The 3347-nt window shown below is 56.0% G+C and carries 4 protein-coding genes; 3 read left to right on the top strand and 1 reads right to left on the bottom strand.

The annotated features are described in order from the left end of the window. Nucleotides 1-87 precede the first annotated feature (87 nt). A complete protein-coding gene (cadR, locus tag MAQ5080_RS17060; RefSeq protein ID WP_007148576.1) occupies nt 88-495 on the bottom strand; it encodes a Cd(II)/Pb(II)-responsive transcriptional regulator in 408 nt (135 codons plus the stop codon). A gap of 95 nt (nt 496-590) precedes the next feature. On the opposite strand from cadR, the gene MAQ5080_RS17055 reads away from it, so the two are divergent. Genes MAQ5080_RS17055 through MAQ5080_RS17045 form a run of 3 tightly spaced genes read left to right on the top strand, consistent with a single transcriptional unit; the run spans nt 591 to nt 3314 of the window. Further along, nucleotides 591-1487, top strand: coding sequence for a cation efflux transmembrane domain-containing protein (locus MAQ5080_RS17055; RefSeq protein ID WP_004574643.1), 897 nt, complete (start codon nt 591-593; stop codon nt 1485-1487). A 3-nt stretch (nt 1488-1490) separates the two neighbouring features. Beyond that, nucleotides 1491-2003, top strand: coding sequence for a signal peptidase II (lspA, locus tag MAQ5080_RS17050; RefSeq protein ID WP_004863699.1), 513 nt, complete (start codon nt 1491-1493; stop codon nt 2001-2003). A gap of 21 nt (nt 2004-2024) precedes the next feature. Then, nucleotides 2025-3314: an ISL3-like element ISPpu12 family transposase gene (locus MAQ5080_RS17045; protein ID WP_067213495.1), complete on the top strand. Its 1290-nt coding sequence runs from the start codon at nt 2025-2027 to the stop codon at nt 3312-3314. Nucleotides 3315-3347 lie beyond the last annotated feature (33 nt).

The following is a 3347-nucleotide window of genomic DNA, read 5'->3' as shown; positions in this document are numbered from 1 at the left end:
GGGTAAGCGGATTAAATGGTTGATCTTACCTTTGCATGAGAGTGAGACAGACCGGCATCTCATCGGATTATCTGGTTGATGCTTCACCTACTGCTGGTGCATGTTTCCTTCGCTAATTCCAGCAAGAACCCCACACGCCTCAACTTCCCGGTCATCGTTGCAACTCGCTCTCAGTGAAACGAGTTGTTTCTCAAGCGCTTGCAGAGCGGTTATCTGCGACCGCACATGAGAGATGTGATCATCGAGCAAGGTGTTGACGGCGGTACAAGGCTGATGAGGGTCGTCCTGATAGCTCTGTAGTTCGTGAATCTCAGCCAGTGACAGGCCCAGGATTCTGCAGCGACGGATGAAGGCCAGCCCCTCACCATGCTTCTCGGTATAGACACGGTAACCGTTGTCCTGCCGATCAGGCGGCGGCAACAAGCCCTGCTGTTCATAGAAGCGGATCGTCTGTGTTTCGACCCCTACCAACTGCGCCAACTGACCAATGCGCATCAGCCTCCTCCCCAACGGATTCTTTACTCTATTGACCTTATAGTAGCTTTATAGTTTTAAATGGTACCACAACATTGTTCAAGTGGAGTCGTATCATGAGCAAATCCTGTGGTGGCGCCTGTGGCGGTGATGCAACGTCCGCAGCGGATACCGATATACAGGCCTCCTCCGAGGCGCCAGGGAGATGGGTCAGTGTTTATGCCGTGCCGAAGATGGACTGTCCATCAGAAGAACGAATGATTCGCCTAGCCCTGAACGGCTTTGAGGAGATTCGGGCGCTGTCCTTCGACTTGTCGAACCGCCGGCTGAAGGTCGTGCATGACGGCGAGGTCGAGCCCGTCACCTCGAAACTGAAGACCTTGGGGCTAGGCGCCTCGCTTCAGGAAACCGTCGCTGCAAATCCGGAGACCATCAAGGCCGCCGAGTTTTCGGCAGCTTCTGCTAAGCAAGAATCCGGGACCCTGCGCTGGTTGCTCGGCATCAATGCACTTCTGTTCGTGGTGGAAATGACTGCCGGTCTGATCGCCCAGTCCACCGGCCTGATTGGAGAATCCCTGGACAATTTTGCCGATGCGGCGGTGTACGGGCTTGCCCTTTATGCGGTTGGACATAGCGTGAAAATGCAGGTACGTGCCGCGCATCTTGCTGGTGTACTGCAACTGATCTTGGCTGTGGGCGTGCTCGTAGAGGTGGTGAGACGCTTTGTATTCGGTAGTGAGCCTGAATCGCTGGTGATGATGGCTATCGCATTCGTCGCATTGATTGCCAATACCAGTTGTCTGCTGCTCATATCCAAACATCGGGAAGGCGGGGCGCACATGAAGGCAAGCTGGATATTCTCGGCCAACGACGTGGTGATCAACCTGGGGGTCATCACCGCCGGCGCCCTGGTCGCGTGGACCGGTTCCAATTATCCGGATCTGATTATCGGCACCATCGCGGGGGGCATTGTACTTAACGGTGCCAGACGCATTTTGGCGTTGAAGGGTTAAATAATGCTCATTATTGGCAAAAAGCTCTCGCCGTATGCCCTATTGTCCATATCGGGCCTGCTGGCAGCGTCTGATCAGGCTGTAAAGTGGCTGGTGCAGCAATCAATGGCCTATGGCGAGTATGTTTCGGTGACCCCGTTCTTTAACTGGGTGCACCTATGGAACACCGGTGCCGCATTCAGTCTTTTTGCGAATGGTGGAGGCTGGCAGCGCTACTTTTTTATCGGAATCGCGGTAGTGGTCTCGATTTTTCTGATCAAGCTGATCCTTGAAAATCGTCATAAAGGAGAAGCCATCGCTTACAGTCTTATCCTCGGTGGCGCCATGGGCAACCTGATTGACCGGGTCTTTCGCGGCTATGTTGTGGATTCCTTTGATTTCTATTGGCGAGACTGGCATTGGCCGGCCTTCAACCTGGCTGATATTGCAATTGTCCTCGGTGCCTTACTTTTCGTTTCCAGCAGCTTGTTGGGTAAAAAAGCAAACACCAATGCCGAGCCGGATGGATCTGACTGACACCTACGCCTATACAACACCATGACCGAACTTCCCGACAACATCCTTCACCTGCCGCAATACCAAGTACTGGGCTGCAAATCAACCGACGACGAAATGCACTTCCAGGTGGACGTGCCCGATCCCATCGCCTGCGAGGAATGCGGCGTGCAGGGTGAGTTCGTACGGTTCGGCAAGCGTGACGTTCCCTATCGTGATCTGCCCATCCACGGCAAGCGGGTCACTCTCTGGGTGGTCCGCCGCCGATACACCTGCCGGGCCTGCAAGACAACATTCAGGCCCCAGCTACCGGAGATGGTGGACGGATTCCGTATGACACTGCGGCTGCATGAGTACGTGGAGAAGGAATCCTTCAACCACCCCTACACCTTTGTGGCGGCACAGACCGGCCTGGACGAGAAGACGGTGCGCGACATCTTCAACGCCCGCGCCGAGTTCCTGGGGCGCTGGCACCGCTTCGAGACGCCCCGCATCCTGGGCATTGACGAGCTATACCTGAACAAGCGCTACCGCTGCATTCTGACCAACATTGAGGAGCGAACCCTGCTCGACCTGCTGGCCACCCGCCGCCAGAACGTGGTGACCAACTACCTGATGAAGCTGAAAGACCGGCAGAAGGTCGAGATCGTCAGCATGGACATGTGGAACCCCTACCGGGCAGCGGTCAAGGCTGTGCTGCCCCAGGCCCGTATCGTGGTCGATAAGTTCCATGTGGTGCGCATGGCCAACGATGCCCTAGAGAGAGTGCGCAAGGGCCTCAGAAAGGAGCTGAAACCGTCCCAGAGCCGGACTCTCAAGGGAGACCGGAAAATCCTGCTGAAACGCGCTCACGAAGTCTCAGACCGGGAGCGCCTCATCATGGAGACCTGGACAGGCGCGTTCCCGCAACTGCTGGCCGCCTACGAGCACAAGGAGCGCTTCTACGGCATCTGGGACGCCACCACACGGCTCCATGCAGAAGCCGCCCTGGACGAGTGGATAGCCACCATCCCGAAGGGCCAAAAGGAAGTCTGGAGCGATCTGGTCAGGGCAGTGGGAAACTGGCGCGAAGAGACCATGACCTACTTCGAGACGGACATGCCCGTCACCAACGCTTACACGGAGTCCATCAACCGACTGGCCAAGGACAAGAACCGTGAAGGGCGCGGTTACTCCTTCGAGGTGATGCGGGCACGAATGCTCTACACCACGAAGCACAAGAAGAAGGCACCGACTGCGAAGGTCTCTCCTTTCTACAAGAAAACCATCGGTTACGGACTGCCGGACTTCGCAGAGGAACTCAACTACGGAGTCGATCTATCAACCATCTGAGGGTGGTATCAGATTGATGGGGTGAAGGTGCCC

The sequence above is a fragment of the Marinomonas aquimarina genome (assembly GCF_900089755.1).
Taxonomy (GTDB): Bacteria; Pseudomonadota; Gammaproteobacteria; order Pseudomonadales; family Marinomonadaceae; genus Marinomonas; species Marinomonas aquimarina.
The sequence above is the reverse complement of the archived record's forward strand: the minus strand, read 5'-3'. Positions and strand labels throughout refer to the sequence as shown.